Here is a 15,794-nt window from a genome sequence, read left to right as displayed (position 1 = left end):
ATTTTGAACTGATTTTAGAGGTGCAATGATGAGCGCGGCAGAAATTAAAGGTCGGATATTTAATATCCAAAAATACTCGATTTATGATGGCGACGGTATTCGGACGCTGATTTTCTTAAAAGGGTGCAATATTCGTTGCCCTTGGTGTGCTAACCCTGAAGGGTTAAGCAGCCAGTTCCAAGTGATGTTTTCCCACGATAAATGCGTCAATTGTGGGAAATGTGTTGATGTCTGCCCTACAGGGATCCACTACAAAACCATTAATGACCAAGGTGAACAAATTCACCGTGTGAATCGCAGCATTGACTGCATTGGTTGTCGTAAATGCGAAGAGGTGTGTATTGGTGGCGCGTTAGACATCATGGGGAAAGATGTCACGGTAGCTGAAATGATGGACATCATTATGCAAGATTATGATTTTTATATTTCTTCTGGTGGTGGCGTAACAATCGGTGGTGGCGAAATGAGCCTACAAACCGATTTTGCCGTCGCGCTGCTGCGTGAGTGTAAAAAAATGATGATCAATACGGCGATAGAAACCCAAGGGACGACATCATTAGAAAATTATGAAAAGTTATCTGAAGTTGTCGACCTGTTCCTCTATGACATTAAGCACATTGATACTGTTCAGCATAAAAACCTATTCGGCATTGGTAATGAAAATGTTCGCCGCAACCTCGAAAGACTGGTTGATCTCGGTGCGAACGTCGTCGTCAGAATGCCACTCGTTCGTGGTTATAACGACTCCTTTGATGCCATCACGGGGGCGATTCACTATGCGATGGAATTGTCCAAACGCGGCAATGTAAAACGCATCGATATTCTGCCTTATCACCAGTTGGGGCGTGGTAAATACGACAAGCTGGATATGATTTATCCCGTTAAGCAAGACCCAACCTATAGTGCAGAAGAATTAGACCAACTTGAAGCATTCTTCAAACAATTTGATTTCGATATTCGACTGGTTCGTCACTAAGTAGGAGAGACAGATGAAAAGTTTAGGCGTAATTGAAACTCGGGGACTGACATCCGCTATACAGGCTGCAGATGCGGCATGCAAAGCAGCCAGCGTAGAAATTGTAGGTTATCGAAAAATAGGTTCTGGACTGGTATCCGTTTGTTTTCAAGGGGAAATCAGTGCGGTTCGTACTGCGGTTGACCACGGCATTGAGGTCATCGCGAATAGCCAACTATTAGTCGGCTCATTAGTCATTGCTCGCCCAGAAGAAAGTGTTATCAGCAAACTGCTTACCGTGAAAAGCAAAAAAGGCGAATTAGAGAAAAGTATTCAGCTGGAAGTGAAAGCCGAAAAACTAGTGGAAAAAGTGGTCGTTGAAACTAAAACGGAAGCACCAGTGGCTGAAGTCAAAACCGACATCAATGCGAAAGATGTCAAAAATGACCCGCGTAAAGGGAAAAAATCATGATGAATGAGCAATTGATGGGGAAAATACTGGCTCGGCTTTCAGCTTACACACCAGCACAAGCAGGTGTCGCTAACATTGCTATCCCTGTCGGAATATCTAACCGCCATGTTCATCTTTCACAGCAGGACGTTGAAGCCTTGTTTGGCCAAGGTTATCAGCTAACGCCATTCAAAGATTTAAAACAGCCGGGGCAATTTGCTGCGAAAGAATGCGTCATGGTGGTGGGGCCAAAAGGGTCGATTAGCAAAGTCAGAGTATTGGGACCCGTTCGCCCAAAAACGCAGCTCGAAGTGTCTAAGGCCGACTGCTTTGCCCTTGGTATAAAAGCGCCGGTAAGAGAGTCTGGTGACATGGCAGGTTCAGGCAATGCTTTACTGATTGGCCCCGCAGGGCATGTCAATCTTGAATCACAAGTCATTTGTGCTCAGCGCCATATTCATATGAGTGTGATGGATGCGAGAGCCTTAAATGTGGTGAATGGGCAAAAAGTGAATATCCGTACAGAAGGTGAGCGTCGCTTGGTATTCGATGAGGTTGTCGTGAGGGTTGATGAGCGATTTTCCCTTGAGTTTCATATCGATACTGATGAGGCGAATGCTGCGGGATTACGTAATAACGATAGCGTATTCATCGCGGGTTAAGGGATGGTGGCAAAATGAACGAAAAACTGATTGAACAAATTGTGCAGCAAGTTTTACGTCAGTTAAAGCGACAAGTTTTGGTTGTGCTATCGCCAGTTGAGGGGTACCAGCAAGCCATTTACCAAAGGCTGGCACAGCTAGAGTCTGTGGCTTTTTCCTTTTATGCCACCGCATCCATGCTTCAGTCTTCCCAAGTTGAAAAATGGGCTGAACTGGGAAGTGTTATAAATAAAAACACCTTATCAATAAATGGGTTAAGTCATTATGACAGCCTGTTTTTACCTTTTATTGATGCAAAAGTAGTTGGTGAGATAGCCAATGGTTTGTTTGCCAGTGAAGAAAGTGAATTAGTCTTGTGTGCCTTATCACAAAACATGCCTATATTGGCATTGAAATACCATTGCTGCCCTGAAAGTGAATTAAGTCAGGTTTTAGGTTTAAATAAAAATGAAAATTATAATCGTCTGATTAAAGAAAATATTAGTAAGGCTATCAAGTTAGGTATTCATTTCGATTCATTAAATGAAATAGAAAAGAAAATATCAACGAATGAACTTTCTGAATGTTTAAAACCTGAAATAAATAATGAACACCCAAGTCGCTATATTACTTTAAAAGAAGTAATGAATAACCCTAGGGGGTACTGTGCGAATGAAAATAAATTAACGGATTCAGCAATCGATTATTTAAAGTCTCTTAAAAAATAAAGCTATTTAATCAAATTAAAAATTAATTTTAATCTTTCTATTTATCGTAGGAGTATTATCTATGTCCCCTAAAGCAAAATCATGGCTTTGGATGTTGGCGGTTATTATTTCTGAAACCTCAGCCACATCGACCTTAAAAATGTTTGATAACAGTGAAGGCATGACCAAATCATTATTATTGGCATTAATCGTTGTGTTGTATGTTATTTGTTATTACTCACTCTCTCGCGCAGTAAAATATATTCCAGTTGGTTTAGCTTATGCTACATGGTCAGGTACAGGAATTTTAATGGTTTCTACGCTGGGCATGTTGTTTTATGGTCAACATCCAGATACTGCGGCCATAATTGGAATGGTGGTGATTGCAAGTGGTATTGTGATCATGAATCTATTCTCCAAGATGGGCTCAGATGACCCAGAAGAAACAGAATCATCGAAAGATGAAACTGAGTCTTCATTAATATCCGCAAAAAATAACACTGCTCATTAAATCAACGCTAAGGGGAATATTATGTTTACTGGATTTTTATGGTTAGCGCTTTCTATTGGCTCTGAAATAACGGGCACCTCAATGATTAAAAAGACTAATAGCTTTAGCAAATTAGGTCCATCGGTATTAGTTATTATTGCTTATTGTTTATGCTATTTTGCCTTAACTCGTGCAATGGGTTATATCCCAGTCGGTGTTGCGTATTCACTGTGGTGTGGGTTTGGTATTGTCGGTGTAACTTTAGTTTCTATGATTTTATATAAACAAAAACCGGATTTTCCAGCGGTATTTGCGATGGGATTAATTATCTCTGGTGGGATCATTATGAATACATTTTCAACAATGTAATTAACAAGAAATTTTTATTTCAACCTATTTCCTGTCTTGTATCTTTTGCCCTCAATTTCTAATGAGGGCTATTTTTTGCTTATCTTCTTAACTCATGGTGGTCTGGCTACATAAAATGACGTTCTGGCGATAAAACGCAAAATCTGTTGTATGTTAACTTATGACACATAAGCAATTTAATTCAGGAATAAATTTATGCAAATTATTGAATGGGATGATTTTACTCGTGTTGAAATGCGTGTTGGCACGATTATTAGCGCACAAGTTAACAGTAAAGCCAAAAAGCCTGCTTATGTGATGGAAGTCGACCTAGGAGAATTGGGTATCAAGCGCTCAAGCGCACAGATCACCGTCAATTATACGCCAGAAGATTTGATTGGTAAGCAGGTGTTATGCGTGTGCAATTTTGAGGTTAAGCGAATCGCGGGGATCAAATCCGAAGTATTAATTACCGGGGCTCCCGATGAAACAGGGGCAATTGTCCTTGCAGAGTTTAACTTACCTTTGCCGAATGGTGCGCTTCTAGCCTAATGACTACATGGATTGATTTTATAGCGATAACCCACTAAAATATTTGTGTTAATAATTAACACAAAGGTGATCCTATGGCTCGTACCACAAGTGTGACAATCGGAGCGCAATTAGATGAATTTGTAAATCAACTGATTTCGTCTGGAAGGTATGGCTCAACAAGTGAAGTCGTTCGCTCCGCACTGCGTTTACTTGAAGCTCAAGAAAAACAAACGGCAGCATTAAAGATGCTAATTGATGCCGGTGAAAAAAGCGGTGAATCATCATTAACACTCCACGATATCGCCAAGAAAGTGAAGAATGCACATAATGTATAAACTTTCTAACTTAGCCGCTAAAGATTTTGAAGGAATATTTGAATATACTTTAATCAATTTTGGTGTCAGGAAAGCGGATGAGTATACAAAAAGTTTACATTGCGTATTAGAAATGCTTAGCTCCAATCCTTTGATAGGACTGGAGTGTGCGGAAATTTCAGTGGGAATTAGACGTTATAATCATTCTAAGCATGTCATTTTTTATCGACATAGAACCAACGATATCTTTGTTATGCGTGTTCTTCACCAGCAAATGGAACCGCTGAAACACTTCTATTTTGATGAATTTACTAAATAGGCTGGTCACTTCTTCTATAGCTATATTGCTGCCAATAGCCCTATACTCTTACTATTCATTGACTGTGGGAGTATAACCCTTTGCGATTACCTGAGCTTCATTTTCGCCAATATTCGGACGAAGTCATTTCTCATCAACATGATGGGCAGTGGCAAGTTGTTCTGTCGTTATCTGGGCAAATGGAAATCAATATGTATCGCCAGCATTTTTTACTCAATGCAGGCAAGGGGATGGTGATCCCGCCAAGTGTTAATCACGCTTTTAGTGGACAGGTCGGCAATCAAAATTATGTATTAGAAATGCCAGCCACAGCACAATGGGCATTAAGTGAAAAAATGACGGAATTTACTCTGACACCTGCCGCAGTCGGTTTTTTGAATTGGCTGCAAAGTTTTCCACAAGCTCCCGAACATAATTTTACTGTTGCCCGTTTGTTATTGGCCCAGTTAAAACCTGAAAAAAAATGGATTGATGAAGTTTCTCAATGGGTGGAGCTGCGTTTACATCATCCTATTAGTTGTGAAGATATGGCGACCGCTTTTTGTATGTCAGTGAGTACGCTTCAACGAAAAATAAAGGCAGAAGCACAATTAACAGCGATGCAATTTTTATTACAAAAACGTATGGAAGCGGCAGGGAGCTTGTTATTAACCAACACATCAATAGAACAAATTGCATTAGCAGTGGGTTATGACTCACATTCCTCATTTAGTCACGCATTTCGCCAATTTTATGGCAAAACGCCGAATGAATATCGTTTGCAGAGTGTTAATTTAGAGTAGCTATTTATTCTAAATTTTATTTTACGGTAAAAATTAGCTGCCTTGCCAGCAGCCAACTTTGATTTGATCGTCACTTAAAGCATTCGGATCCCTTCAAACGGATTCCAATTATCCAATCCTTTGGTTTCTTTAATATAATAAGCATAGTTAGCAATCATTGCCCACATTGCGGACATACCGACAGATACCCCGGTATAAACTGCATTTGGGATAGTTCCACCAATCATAAAATCAATAATATTCAAAACCAGACCAACCCCAATAGTGATACCAAGCATCACTAACCCTTTTTTCCAAAGTCCTAAAATCAGGAAATAAATAATACCGAAGAAGAAAGCAAAAATGTTCATGTTAATGAGAATACGCTCACCGAAAGAGGCGGCTTTTAACGCTGCTTTGAATTCAGGTGTATTAGGTGCACCATGCTTATCAAAGAAATCAAAACGTTTTTGCCATTTACTAGAATATTGTTTCTGTTCCATCTTTATCCCTTGTCTATTAATAATAAAGTCGAGGTTGATAATACTGAGATGTTCACATAAATATAGGGGGAAATAGTCTTAATATGATTATTGCGGAGCTTTCTTAAAAAAGTGTTAAGAAACTATAGAAAATGGCAAATTACTCGTATATTTACTCGGTTACTATTTGACATAAGTTTATTTGCTATTTGCTATTTGCTATTTGCTATTTGCTATTTGCTATTTGCTATTTGCTATTTGCTATTTGGTTTATTATTTATTTGTTCAGAAATTGAATCTGCATAATTACCATGTAAAAAATCGGTATTGACATTGGCTTGCTTGAGCTTTAATTCAAGCAAAGCCAGCTGTTTACTCATTGATGTATAATTTGGGTCATCCACTGATAGGCTTTGTAACATGTGGCTAAGTGTCAGTGCATCTTTTCTTTGCTGTAATTCTGCGGGTAAATAACCTGAATTTTTCAATATCCGATATCCAGCCCTGAGTTCAGGCGGAACCAGGCTATCATCTTCAAGCTGCAAAGCTTTACCTTCCCCTGCTAAATTTGTAAGTTCTCCTCTGCTTAGTGCTTCTTGTATGTGGCGTTCAGCCCAAAGGTCGATAACTGACATTATAGAGGCTCCATGAGTTAATTTTCTGACATTATAACCTTCCATGACAGTGTAAATAAAGTTGGCATATTATGCTTTATTAGGTTTGTTATTCCGAGTTATAAGTAAGGTTTTATCGAGTATTGATAAATAAGGGTTTTCCGATTTATATAAAATAAAACCGCTAAAAAATGATATTTAATTAGTGATAAATGACGAAAAAAAGCCATAGATAATATGAAAATTGTTATGTTGACCACACTTATCGAAATTAATTTACTAAAACTATTTTGGTTGTAATTATCTTCTTTAGCTAAATTAATAATATTAATAGCTGATAAAATGGAGTTAGTCCTAATTATGTTGAATTTTATGTCTGATTTGTGTTTATTTTGTTAATTTAGAATTATCTATTTGTAAATAGCAAAAAGCAAAAACATTGTGTAATGTCCGTTTTTCTTGTTTATAAGGAGAAAATATGGAACAAAAAAAGCAAGAGGGAAGCCGTTTTTTAAGAACGGTTGAGTGGCTAGGCAATGCTCTACCACATCCTGTTATTTTATTTATTATTTTAATTGCGATTTTATTAGTTTCCTCGGCAATTGGTCAGTACTTCGGTGTCAGCGTGCCAGACCCTCGTCCCGAAGGTGCAAAAGGGCGCGCAGAAGATGGTATTATTCATATTGTGAGTTTATTGGATGCCGAAGGGATCCGAAAAATTATTGCGAATGTCGTCACTAATTTTACAGGCTTTGCACCGTTAGGAACGGTACTCGTCGCATTATTAGGGGTGGGGATTGCTGAACGAGCAGGTTTACTTTCCGCTGCCATGCGTTTGGTTGTCACCAAAGCCCCTCGAAAATTAACCACAATGGCGATCGTGTTTGCTGGGATCATGTCAAATACCGCGGCAGAGTTAGGTTATGTGGTACTTATTCCGCTCGCAGCTATCATTTTTCATTCATTAGGTCGTCACCCTTTAGCCGGCCTTGCTGCGGCATTTGCTGGTGTTTCCGGAGGTTATTCAGCAAACTTATTATTAGGCACGGTTGACCCGTTATTGTCGGGTATCACTCAACAAGCCGCACAAATCATTGATCCAACTTATATCGTGGGTGCAGAAGCAAACTGGTACTTTATGTTTGCCAGTACGTTTTTAATCACTATTTTAGGTTATTTGATCACTGAAAAAATTGTTGAGCCACAACTTGGCCCATACACTGGCGGTGCAGTAGATGATGATGAAAATAGCCTCTATGCCTCGGCAAATGTCACTCCGTTAGAGAAAAAAGCCTTATTTTGGGCATCTGTGACTTTTTGGGGATTGGCAGCACTTTTGGCGTTAATGGTAGTACCAGAAAATGGAATATTACGTAACCAAGACACTGGGTTAGTGAGTAACTCGCCGTTCTTAAAAGGGATAGTGGTCTTTATTTTTGTCTTCTTTGCTGTCCCCGGTATTGTGTATGGCTATATTGCTAAAACCATGCGCTCTGATAAGGATATCGTGGATGCAATGGCTGGCGCAATGAGCACGCTTGGCTTATATTTGGTTATTATTTTCTTTGCTGCGCAATTTGTGGCTTTCTTTGGTTGGACAAACATCGGGCAAGTTATTGCGGTTAAAGGTGCCAACTTCTTAAATAGTATTGACCTTCATGGTGGTGTACTGTTTATTGGCTTTATTCTTATCTGCGCATTTATTAACTTAATGATTGGCTCTGCATCCGCACAATGGGCTGTCACAGCACCTATCTTCGTACCTATGTTGATGTTGGCGGGCTACGCGCCAGAAACTATTCAAGCCGCGTATCGTATCGGTGACTCGGTCACGAACATTATTACGCCGATGATGAGTTACTTTGGCTTAATTATGGCGATTGTTGTGAAATATAAGAAGGATGCAGGAATAGGAACATTAGTTTCAATGATGTTGCCATATTCAATTATTTTCCTGATCGGCTGGTCATTATTCTTTATTGTCTGGGTATTTGTGTTGGGCATCCCTGTCGGCCCTGGCTCACCAATTTATTTCACGCCGGGAAGTTAAGTACAGTTTATTTTCTTTATATAAAACTAAAAAAGCTGCTTATTAAGGCAGCTTTTTTTATGATTAAGATAAAATGTCAGTATCTCATTCTATTAATTGATTTTTTACTTTTATTTTCACATAAAAAAGAGGATGAACGAGTTTTTTTGCGAAAATAGCTTAAAGTAAATTATAAAAGAGGGTGTATTGAAATATTTAATAATAATTTAGCTTATTGTTTTATAAATGATTTATTTATATGTGGATGGATTGATACTTTATTTTTTATTGAATTGGTAACAGAACCTTGAATGGATGTAAATAAATGTCTCTATAAGTGCATTTTAAGAGTATTTATGATGTTTTAGTTTGTGTTTTTTCTTTTTTTTATTTAAATTCTTTTGTTTTTATTTATATCAACATTTAATTCCTTTTATTTTTAATCTCTCAGTTTTTAATTCTGGGTTATTCGTGTTTTTTTATGTGACCATCAGGATTTTAACTTTAAATTGGAAGGGGGTAAATTCATTATTTATTAAATTTCAATTAGTTATGGTGGTTATGTTTGGTTACACTCTACAAGTTAAATACACATTTCAGTTGTATCGTTTAACTCGAATGCTGAGTATTATTCATCTCGTTCAGAAATTAAATAAATCCCTAGAAATTAATTATTAACTAATAAGGTATGCAAGATGAATAAAACATTAATCGCAGTTTTCTTGGCACTAACAACAACTTCTATTTCTACAATGGCTGCGGATGCTGGTTCAGGTAAAATTACATTTAAAGGTACAGTTAATAGTGGTGCATGTACTATCGCACCTTCAGATATAAATAAAGAAGTTCAATTAGGTAGTATTTCAGCTGCAAACTTAGGAGCTGCAGGTAAAACAGGTCCACTAAATGCTTTTGAATTAAAATTACAAGATTGCCAGTTAGATTCAGGTACACCAGGAACGCCTTATTCTAAAGTTAAAATTGCATTTAATGGACAACCAGATGCAACTAAATCAACTTTATGGGCAAATACAGGTAGTGCAGATAATATTGCCGTAGCATTCTTTAATAATGATGGAAAAGCAATCAAACCTGGTGATGTTTTAGAGCAAAAATTAAAAGAAGCAGAAACAACAATTATTTTATCTGCCCAAGTAGAATCAACAGGTGCAGCGACAGCCGGTAGTATTAATTCTGTTGCGAACTATGTATTAAGCTACGAGTAATATCATCTTTATTTACTTGCTAATTGCTTTACGCCGTTTCGGCGTAAAGCATTTTCTCTGCATTTTTTAATTAAAAGAGTGAAATCATGTATTTTAAGAAAAAAAATATTTGTTATATCATTTCACTTCTTGTATGTGGTGGATACTCTAATGCAGAAACATTTAATATAAATGCACTGAATTTATCTGTTGATGATAATATTGACTTAAGCTATTTTGAAAAAAATAACTTTAGTGAAGGTTTGTATGAAACAGATATTGTTTTAAATGGAAAGAGAATTTTACGTGGCGAAAAAATTAAATTTATTAGCCATGATGGAATAATTGAACCTTGTATTACAGCGAGTGTTATTAAACGCTTTCCATTAACTGAAGATGCAAAAGAAATATTACTATCTTCGGAAGAAGACCATTGTATCAATATTAGTGTGTTGGATAAAAATGTCACTGTCGATTTTAATGACAGCGATCAAGTTCTGACAATCTCTATTCCACAAAAATACCTTGTAGCGGTGTATTCATCTTGGATTAGTCCTGAGCTACGTGACTACGGTATTGCTGGTTTAATTTTAGATTATACGGTTAGTGATAATAATTTTTACCGAAAAGATTCTGGTAATCGTAATAACCTCAGCGCATTTGGTAATGTGGGTGCTAACCTTGCTGAGTGGCGTTTACGTGCGAATTATCAATATGAAAATAAGCTAGTTGACAGCAGTAATGATAAAAAAAGCCGCTTTGAATGGGAGCAAATTTATGCATTCAGAGATATGGCGAGTTTATCGGCAAAATTATTTGTCGGCGAGATTTATATTAAATCTGATTTGTTTGATAGTGTACGCTTTAAAGGGATCAGTGTCTTTACTGACGAAAGTATGATGCCACCTAACCTCCGAGGGTATGCACCGCAAATAACTGGTGTTGCAGCATCGAATGCGACCGTGACTTTATCTCAAAATGGGCGAATTATTAGCCAAATTAAAGTACCCGCAGGGCCTTTTGTTATTAAAGATTTGAGCCAGTCTGTGATGGGTACAATTGATGTTACTGTGATTGAAGATAATGGTAAAGAAACCAGGTTCCAATACACTACCACGAATATTCCATTTTTGACCCGTAAAGGCCAAGTGCGCTATACCATGAATTTAGGGCAACTTTCGCCAGAAAATAATGAAAATATCGATAAGAATTTTATAACAGTTGAAAGTTCTATCGGGGTTCTCAACAACACTTCAGTGTTTGGTGGCTTGGTTGCTACATCAAACAATCAATATCGAGCAATCAACCTTGGTGTTGGTCAAAACTTAGGTTTCTTAGGTGCTCTTTCTATTGATGTAACTCAATCATATGCCGATGTGGGTACAAGAGAAACAGGAAAGAGCTATCGTATTAATTACGCTAAAAATTTACCGAGTATTGATGGGCAATTAACTTTAACTGGTTACCGCTTTGCTGACCGTACATTTAATTCATTATCTAATTTTGTTGAAAAGAACTTTAGTGATAACTCGCAAGGTGAATTGGATAAAGATAAACATGTATTTTCACTGTCATATGCACAGCAATTACATTTTATGAATGCGAGTGCGAATATTACAGCATCACGCAAAACCTATTGGAACGGCAAACAAAATAACTATTTTAGCATTGGATTAAATAAATTCTTTGATGAAGGAATTATGAAAGGAGGGAGCGTTTCTTTATCTTTAAATCAATCGCGTAACTCCCGTGATAAAACAGATAATCAAATTTATTTATCGGTAAGTCGGCCATTACAGACTGAAAGCCAAAATGCCTCAATCTCTTACTTTGCTTCTTATAGTGATCAAGATAAGCGCTATACTAATAATGTCAACTACAGTAATTATGTGAATAAAGATACAAACTATAACCTGACAGCATCAACTCAAGACGGTTTATCTCAAGGAAGTGTGAATGCGTTTATTTCACACAGTGGTGATACAGGGCAGTTGCAAATGAGTGGGGCATTATCCGACTCAATGAATTCAGCGAGTATTATGGTGAGTGGTTCAATCACAGCGACTCAACATGGTATTTCCGCGCATCGATTAACATATCGTGACCAATCTCGCTTAGTGGTTGATGTCCCTAAAGCGAAAGGTGTCATCATTGAAAATAGCCATGCCATCACCAATGACCTTGGGTTAGCGACCATCAGTAATGTACCGACTTATTACAATATGGAATATAAAGTGGATGTTAACAACTTGCCGGATACTGTTAACGTTGAAGATAACGTTTTAGAAACGGCACTGACGGATGGCGCTATTGGTTATATCAAAATGGATGCTGACATCGGCAAATCATTAATTTCACGGATTAAATTGGCGAATGGCCAATACCCACCACTAGGCGCAGTGGTGACAAATACCTCGAATAATAAAGTTTCTGGGATCATTGCAGAATCCGGTATTGTTTACTTAACAGGGTTAAATATGGGCGACCAGTTAAGTATCAACTGGGGAGAAGGAAAGTCATGCAGCTTCTCTGCCGACAGTATTCTGGTAAAAAGCAGTGATGCCATCATGTGCAATCAGTAAAATAACGAAAAAATGGGTGAAAAATGACATTCTTTAAAAAGGTAATTTCGGTTGTTTTATTATCTGGCGTAATGACGCAAGCCCACGCAGTATTAGGGCTTGACCGGACTCGTATTATTTTGAATCAAGCGGATGGCGGTACGAGTGTAGTTGTTGATAACCAAGATAAAACATCATCATTTTTAGCGCAGACATGGATAGAAACCGCCAAAGGCGATAAATTAACAAACTCTTTAGTGGCACTACCCTTTTTACAGAAAATAGGGCCGCTACAGAAAAAACAAATTAAAATTACGCATATGGAAGGGCTGAACACCTTACCGCAAGATAGAGAAAGTTTATTATATTTCAATGTTCTTGGAATCCCACCACAAGGCAAAGAAGCGAATGTGGTGCAGTTTACCATCCAATCACGGTTGAAACTGTTCTATCGCCCAAAAGGAATTAATTACCCATTATCTGCCGATAAAGATTTTCAACAGGATCTTAAAGTCGCTAAGCAAGGGGGAAGCTTAAAATTAACTAATCCAACACCATTTAATATTATTGTTACGAATATTAATGTGGATAGAAGCAAGGATAACCAATTTCCAGAAACTGTTGTTGCGCCTTTCAGTGATGCAGTTGTCACATTAAAAAACGCATCTTTAAACAGTTTTGAGGTTGCTTATATTGATGACTTTGGCGGATTAAAATTTAATAAATACCAATGTGATTCATCACAATCTTGCCAGTTATTGCCACAGGCGAAAAAATAAATGAAAAGCTTTAATCATACAAAAAAAGATCACAAGAAAAGACTGATTAAAGGCATATTAGGGTCTTTATTATTACTCTCAGGAGCGTCGTCTTATGCGGGGGTAAATTGTAAACCTGGCAGCGGGAATGCCTGGTTTCCTCTACCTTTGATATCGATTGATATGAATACAACTCCTGGTCCTATTCCTACAGGCACTGAGTTAGGCAGTGGACGCTCGATGATGGCATGGGAATGTAATTTTTCGGGGTCTGTAGCTGATAGAACGATTTGGTTTTATAACCAAACGCCAGCCCAGACTAAGGCATATCTCTTATCTAGTGGTATTCAGGTTTATCAACATTCTTATAGCCTTAGCAAGGTTGTTGAGATCACGGCACCGAACACACCGCGTTTAGAAGTAGGTTATTGGGGGGTAGGTACGCAAAATATTGGGTTATGGCATGTGTTTACGCTAAAAAGAGGATATGGTGAGCTAAAATCTTTTGATACAGGAAATTTTGTTATTGGTTATCATACAGATGGAGTAGGGAAACGTATAGGAGACTTATATACTATCCGTCTAGTTGGGAAGTTGGTTAATTATTGTCCCACTCCGATAGTAACAATAAGCGATAAAGTCGTTGATTTTAAAGAGCTTACTCCTGAGCAATTCAATAATGGTAAAACGGTTAAAGAGAATTTTAATATCACGTTAACGCCTATTTCTACTTGTGAAGCGGCACTTGAAGTTAGCGTGGCTTTTCAAAGTAACAGTGGTGTTGTGAATAAAAAATATTTGATGTTTGACAATGGGTTACAAATTGCAATTACGGATAAAAATTTAGGACAGGAAATCAACTTTGACCAGTATTACTATAAAGGTCAAATTTCTCAGCAACGACCTGGAAACTACCAATATACTGCTGAATTATCGAATAAAAGTAATGATCCAATTAAATCAGGACAATTTAGTAATACTGTAAATGTATTATTTTCATACCGTTAACGTTACCTCATTTTATTTCATGAAAGCTCATCATATTGAATATGATGGGCTTTTTTGTTTTCATGCTTTCAATCAATTTAGTCATTTATAGCTTTAAGTCTTATTATTTTATAGATGTATGTTTCACTCTATCTTGGGGATATAAAATTCCATTAAAAAGAAAATGTTAACGTCAGGTTAATTAATAACATTTTACATTGAAGATTTTTTAGATAAAAAAACTGTATTTTTAAAATATATGAGATAAGTAACTATATTTAGTGATGGTGTTTACCCGAAAAATGACGAGTTCGCTAGATAATGTTTCATAAACCTTACTTATATTAAGGGTAAATCATATATTAATAGTCAAAAATCAGAGATTTTAATAAATAAAATTAATGTTTGGTTTTATTTATTACTCGTATGTGAGTTTGTTATTTTTATTTTATTTAATTAGTATTGCTCGCAGTTAGTTATTCTTATGTTATTCAGTATCTACTTTGTATTTTTCAGAAAGGAAATAAAAATGGCAGCTAGATATCCTATTGCCAAAATAGTAGGGAGCAGAATAAAGAAGCTTAGAAGGGAGTATGGGCTAACGGGAACTGAAGTGGCAATGGCTTTGAATGTTAGTCAACAACAGTTTTCTCGCTATGAACGAGGTATTAACAGAATAGATATCGATTCATTAGTTATGATTGCAGACTTCCTTAAAGTCAGTGTTCATTATTTCCTTGAAGATATAGAACAATCAAATAGCTGGACCTCTGAATATAATTCATTATTGAGTCATGGTTTTTATTCAAAAAATAAAAAAAACGAAGGTTAGTGCTTGTTTTAAGGATCTCCTTATATTTACGGTTCATGTTAGTAGTTATATTACTTCACATGTTATCGGACATCTCAAGTCATTAAAATAATGATATGAATAAAGTTAACTGAATTCTAGTTATATCAATAATACTATTGGTATGGCTGTGTACCAACTAAGGTATTTCCTTAGTATATATTAATAATATCATGAAATAAGGGTTTAAAATGAAAAAGACGCTATTAGCATCTTCAATTATCGCATTAACATTCACTGCTGCATCAACTTCATTCGCTGCGGATGTAGGAAGTGGTACTATTGAATTTAATGGTACAGTGAATACTGGTGCTTGTACTATTGCACCTTCTTCTGTTAATAAAGAAGTTCAATTAGGTTCTGTTCCAGCGGCATCATTACAAACAGCTGGTTCACAAGGTCCAAATGTTGATTTTACATTAGAATTAACAGATTGTATTTTGGACCCTACTGCAAGTGGTACTGATTATTCTAAGGTAACAGTTAAATTCACGGGCCAAATGGATGCTGCAGGCACCTTATGGGCAAATACTGGTACTGCTACCAATGTTGGTGTGTTATTCCAAAATGCAAGTGGAACAAATTTAAAAACAAATGATACTGTTGAGCAAAGCTTAAATGCAGGGACAAATGTTATTAATTTATCTGCTCGTATGCAGGCATTAGGTGCAGCTACAGCCGGTTCTGTTAAATCTACAGTCGCTTACGTTTTAGATTACCAATAAGTATTAATATAAAAATATTAAAAAAACAATAAATCTTATATTTGCTGATTATGCTGTGTATAG

19 protein-coding genes are annotated in these 15,794 nt (G+C 36.9%); 17 read left to right on the top strand and 2 right to left on the bottom strand.

Annotation, left to right across the window (positions count from 1 at the left end):
- The first annotated feature begins 25 nt into the window (after positions 1 to 25).
- From cutD to P3L37_RS16435, 10 genes are all read left to right on the top strand, one after another.
- Positions 26 to 976, top strand: a complete 951-nt coding sequence (cutD, locus tag P3L37_RS16480) for a choline TMA-lyase-activating enzyme (RefSeq protein WP_042851506.1) — start codon at positions 26 to 28, stop codon at positions 974 to 976.
- Between the two features lie 13 nt (positions 977 to 989).
- A complete protein-coding gene (locus P3L37_RS16475; protein WP_272667410.1) occupies positions 990 to 1,427 on the top strand; it encodes a BMC domain-containing protein in 438 nt (145 codons plus the stop codon).
- Positions 1,424 to 2,068, top strand: coding sequence for a phosphate propanoyltransferase (locus P3L37_RS16470; protein WP_004907971.1), 645 nt, complete (start codon positions 1,424 to 1,426; stop codon positions 2,066 to 2,068). Before P3L37_RS16475 ends, P3L37_RS16470 begins: the two co-directional genes overlap by 4 nt.
- Positions 2,069 to 2,082: 14 nt before the next feature.
- The gene (locus P3L37_RS16465) at positions 2,083 to 2,775 is read left to right on the top strand and encodes a hypothetical protein (RefSeq protein WP_109912643.1); all 693 of its coding nucleotides are present in this window, start codon (positions 2,083 to 2,085) and stop codon (positions 2,773 to 2,775) included.
- Positions 2,776 to 2,836: 61 nt separating this feature from the next.
- Positions 2,837 to 3,265, top strand: coding sequence for a DMT family transporter (locus P3L37_RS16460; protein WP_004907975.1), 429 nt, complete (start codon positions 2,837 to 2,839; stop codon positions 3,263 to 3,265).
- Positions 3,266 to 3,286: 21 nt separating this feature from the next.
- The gene (locus P3L37_RS16455; protein WP_004907976.1) at positions 3,287 to 3,613 is read left to right on the top strand and encodes a DMT family transporter; all 327 of its coding nucleotides are present in this window, start codon (positions 3,287 to 3,289) and stop codon (positions 3,611 to 3,613) included.
- A 195-nt stretch (positions 3,614 to 3,808) separates the two neighbouring features.
- The gene (locus tag P3L37_RS16450) at positions 3,809 to 4,144 is read left to right on the top strand and encodes a tRNA-binding protein (protein WP_222959943.1); all 336 of its coding nucleotides are present in this window, start codon (positions 3,809 to 3,811) and stop codon (positions 4,142 to 4,144) included.
- Between the two features lie 74 nt (positions 4,145 to 4,218).
- Positions 4,219 to 4,461 (top strand): type II toxin-antitoxin system ParD family antitoxin, encoded by a 243-nt coding sequence (locus P3L37_RS16445; protein ID WP_004907981.1) that lies wholly within the window; start codon positions 4,219 to 4,221, stop codon positions 4,459 to 4,461.
- Entirely contained in the window at positions 4,454 to 4,759 is a 306-nt protein-coding gene (locus P3L37_RS16440; protein ID WP_042851508.1) for a type II toxin-antitoxin system RelE/ParE family toxin, read from the top strand. Before P3L37_RS16445 ends, P3L37_RS16440 begins: the two co-directional genes overlap by 8 nt.
- A gap of 80 nt (positions 4,760 to 4,839) precedes the next feature.
- Complete coding sequence (locus P3L37_RS16435; protein ID WP_110731651.1) at positions 4,840 to 5,541, top strand: helix-turn-helix domain-containing protein; 702 nt, start codon at positions 4,840 to 4,842, stop codon at positions 5,539 to 5,541.
- A 74-nt stretch (positions 5,542 to 5,615) separates the two neighbouring features.
- Here P3L37_RS16435 and P3L37_RS16430 read toward each other — a convergent pair whose 3' ends face one another.
- Together P3L37_RS16430 and P3L37_RS16425 are read right to left on the bottom strand one after the other, a co-directional pair.
- Complete coding sequence (locus tag P3L37_RS16430) at positions 5,616 to 6,023, bottom strand: DUF2628 domain-containing protein (protein ID WP_004907987.1); 408 nt, start codon at positions 6,021 to 6,023, stop codon at positions 5,616 to 5,618.
- 233 nt (positions 6,024 to 6,256) lie between these two features.
- Positions 6,257 to 6,637 (bottom strand): DUF1992 domain-containing protein, encoded by a 381-nt coding sequence (locus P3L37_RS16425; protein WP_004907989.1) that lies wholly within the window; start codon positions 6,635 to 6,637, stop codon positions 6,257 to 6,259.
- 457 nt (positions 6,638 to 7,094) lie between these two features.
- Between P3L37_RS16425 and P3L37_RS16420 the strand changes: the two genes are divergently transcribed.
- From P3L37_RS16420 to P3L37_RS16390, 7 genes are all read left to right on the top strand, one after another.
- Entirely contained in the window at positions 7,095 to 8,666 is a 1,572-nt protein-coding gene (locus P3L37_RS16420; protein ID WP_004907990.1) for an AbgT family transporter, read from the top strand.
- Between the two features lie 674 nt (positions 8,667 to 9,340).
- Complete coding sequence (locus tag P3L37_RS16415) at positions 9,341 to 9,871, top strand: fimbrial protein (RefSeq protein WP_109912640.1); 531 nt, start codon at positions 9,341 to 9,343, stop codon at positions 9,869 to 9,871.
- Positions 9,872 to 9,957: 86 nt separating this feature from the next.
- Complete coding sequence (locus tag P3L37_RS16410) at positions 9,958 to 12,432, top strand: fimbria/pilus outer membrane usher protein (RefSeq protein ID WP_110731652.1); 2,475 nt, start codon at positions 9,958 to 9,960, stop codon at positions 12,430 to 12,432.
- A gap of 23 nt (positions 12,433 to 12,455) precedes the next feature.
- The gene (locus P3L37_RS16405) at positions 12,456 to 13,190 is read left to right on the top strand and encodes a molecular chaperone (protein ID WP_109912638.1); all 735 of its coding nucleotides are present in this window, start codon (positions 12,456 to 12,458) and stop codon (positions 13,188 to 13,190) included.
- Positions 13,191 to 14,177, top strand: a complete 987-nt coding sequence (locus P3L37_RS16400; RefSeq protein ID WP_272667409.1) for a fimbrial protein — start codon at positions 13,191 to 13,193, stop codon at positions 14,175 to 14,177.
- A 508-nt stretch (positions 14,178 to 14,685) separates the two neighbouring features.
- Positions 14,686 to 14,988 (top strand): helix-turn-helix domain-containing protein, encoded by a 303-nt coding sequence (locus P3L37_RS16395; RefSeq protein ID WP_109912636.1) that lies wholly within the window; start codon positions 14,686 to 14,688, stop codon positions 14,986 to 14,988.
- 209 nt (positions 14,989 to 15,197) lie between these two features.
- Complete coding sequence (locus tag P3L37_RS16390) at positions 15,198 to 15,731, top strand: fimbrial protein (protein WP_004907996.1); 534 nt, start codon at positions 15,198 to 15,200, stop codon at positions 15,729 to 15,731.
- The last annotated feature ends 63 nt before the right edge of the window (positions 15,732 to 15,794 follow it).

It is taken from the genome of Providencia sp. PROV114, assembly GCF_032704305.1.
Lineage (GTDB): Bacteria > Pseudomonadota > Gammaproteobacteria > Enterobacterales > Enterobacteriaceae > Providencia > Providencia rettgeri.
Note: the sequence above shows the minus strand (reverse complement) of the source record. Positions and strands in the feature narration are given on the sequence as shown.

Coding starts and splice junctions, on each gene's coding strand:
- cutD (WP_042851506.1), top strand. CDS start 26: ATGATGAGCGCGGCAGAAATTAAAGGTCGGATATTTAATATCCAAAAA.
- P3L37_RS16475 (WP_272667410.1), top strand. CDS start 990: ATGAAAAGTTTAGGCGTAATTGAAACTCGGGGACTGACATCCGCTATA.
- P3L37_RS16470 (WP_004907971.1), top strand. CDS start 1,424: ATGATGAATGAGCAATTGATGGGGAAAATACTGGCTCGGCTTTCAGCT.
- P3L37_RS16465 (WP_109912643.1), top strand. CDS start 2,083: ATGAACGAAAAACTGATTGAACAAATTGTGCAGCAAGTTTTACGTCAG.
- P3L37_RS16460 (WP_004907975.1), top strand. CDS start 2,837: ATGTCCCCTAAAGCAAAATCATGGCTTTGGATGTTGGCGGTTATTATT.
- P3L37_RS16455 (WP_004907976.1), top strand. CDS start 3,287: ATGTTTACTGGATTTTTATGGTTAGCGCTTTCTATTGGCTCTGAAATA.
- P3L37_RS16450 (WP_222959943.1), top strand. CDS start 3,809: ATGCAAATTATTGAATGGGATGATTTTACTCGTGTTGAAATGCGTGTT.
- P3L37_RS16445 (WP_004907981.1), top strand. CDS start 4,219: ATGGCTCGTACCACAAGTGTGACAATCGGAGCGCAATTAGATGAATTT.
- P3L37_RS16440 (WP_042851508.1), top strand. CDS start 4,454: ATGTATAAACTTTCTAACTTAGCCGCTAAAGATTTTGAAGGAATATTT.
- P3L37_RS16430 (WP_004907987.1), bottom strand. CDS start 6,023: ATGGAACAGAAACAATATTCTAGTAAATGGCAAAAACGTTTTGATTTC.
- P3L37_RS16425 (WP_004907989.1), bottom strand. CDS start 6,637: ATGTCAGTTATCGACCTTTGGGCTGAACGCCACATACAAGAAGCACTA.
- P3L37_RS16420 (WP_004907990.1), top strand. CDS start 7,095: ATGGAACAAAAAAAGCAAGAGGGAAGCCGTTTTTTAAGAACGGTTGAG.
- P3L37_RS16415 (WP_109912640.1), top strand. CDS start 9,341: ATGAATAAAACATTAATCGCAGTTTTCTTGGCACTAACAACAACTTCT.
- P3L37_RS16410 (WP_110731652.1), top strand. CDS start 9,958: ATGTATTTTAAGAAAAAAAATATTTGTTATATCATTTCACTTCTTGTA.
- P3L37_RS16405 (WP_109912638.1), top strand. CDS start 12,456: ATGACATTCTTTAAAAAGGTAATTTCGGTTGTTTTATTATCTGGCGTA.
- P3L37_RS16400 (WP_272667409.1), top strand. CDS start 13,191: ATGAAAAGCTTTAATCATACAAAAAAAGATCACAAGAAAAGACTGATT.
- P3L37_RS16395 (WP_109912636.1), top strand. CDS start 14,686: ATGGCAGCTAGATATCCTATTGCCAAAATAGTAGGGAGCAGAATAAAG.
- P3L37_RS16390 (WP_004907996.1), top strand. CDS start 15,198: ATGAAAAAGACGCTATTAGCATCTTCAATTATCGCATTAACATTCACT.